The sequence below is a fragment of the Caballeronia sp. M23-90 genome (assembly GCF_053574605.1).
The window spans coordinates 1-1,225 of sequence record NZ_JBSIPA010000840.1 but is presented as its reverse complement, the minus strand read 5'-3'; the positions used below and the strand labels follow the sequence as shown (position 1 = coordinate 1,225).

The window sequence follows — 1,225 nt, the reverse complement described above, 5'->3', positions numbered from 1 at the left end:
GAAGCGCGCGGCGAGATTCGCGGCGGCCGTTTTGTCGCCGGCTTGTCGGGTGAACAGTTTGCATTGCCCGAGGCCGTGCCGCTTCTGCGCGACATGCGCAACCGTCCCGCCGATGGCAGCCTGATCGCCATCAGCGCGGTCGATCCGCTGAATCTCGCGGGAAAATTATTGCCGGGCGAGAAAGTCCCCGCCATTCCGGGTAATCGCGTGCTTTATCGTGATGGCGTGCCGGTGGGCGCCGTTATTGCCGGGAAAACGCGCTTTCTGACAGAACTCGATCACGAATCGCAAGAACGCGTTCGATGGCATCTCGTGCGGCGCAGTTTCGATCGGATGCCGGTTTTATCGGGATCTTGATCGAGGCCTTCATTCGATTCGGTTTTTAGAGCCTGCGCCGCGCTGCAGCGTGCTTTTGCGTGACTTTCGATTCCACGTTCGTCATCCCGCCGTTTTAAACGCGCGCTAAAGTTTTACAGCCGAAAGCCGATAATAAGTGCGGAGTTACCGGGTAATCATCCTGAACGAACGGAAACATCTGGTAATCAGCTTTATTTCAAAACTGTTGCCGGTCCGGTATATAAAGTCAGCCAGGTTAATAACAAAGGCAGAGTAAAGCGATGCCACTGATCCTCAAGTTCGACAGCGCCGATTTCGCGGAAAACGATGCCGAGGAAATCTGGCGCGAGGGACTCGACGCCATGTTCGAGATCCAGCGCCCGAAGACGCCGGTCACTCCGTTCAGGGCCAGCCAGGAAAGCTGGACGCTAGGCGGCATGCTGCTCACGTCTCACATCACGCACGGTGAAGTCGCGTTCCAGCGCACGAAGCGCAAGATCGCGACCTCCGGCGTGGACCATTACCTGGTTCATTGCCTGCTCGACGGCAGGTTGTTGTCCACGTTCGGCCGCGATACGCATGAAGTCTCGCTCGGCTCCGTGGTCGTGCGCGACCTGGCGGTCGAAAACATCGGCATCAGCCGCGATGCGCCCATGCTGACGCTGATGATTCCGCGCCAGGCAATCGACCGGCGCACCGGCGGACTGCTGCGGATGCATGGTTTGTCATGGGAAGCCACCGACCCGATCGGACGGCTGGTTGCATCGCACGTGCGCAGTCTCGCGAACGTGGCTGCATCGATGGACGACGAAGAATCGAGCGTCGCCGGCGAAGCCACGCTCGATTTCCTGGCCGCGTGCGTGCTGCGCCGCGCCGAGCGCTGCGAGGA

2 protein-coding genes are annotated in these 1,225 nt (G+C 59.8%); both read left to right on the top strand.

Going from position 1 to position 1,225, the window contains the following annotated elements; all coding sequences use genetic code 11:
* The coding region (locus tag ACRXB1_RS36320; RefSeq protein WP_449494809.1) for an Lhr family helicase at positions 1-357 on the top strand (357 nt) is incomplete at its 5' end.
* A gap of 260 nt (positions 358-617) precedes the next feature.
* The coding region (locus tag ACRXB1_RS36315) for an AraC-like ligand-binding domain-containing protein (RefSeq protein WP_449494808.1) at positions 618-1,225 on the top strand (608 nt) is incomplete at its 3' end.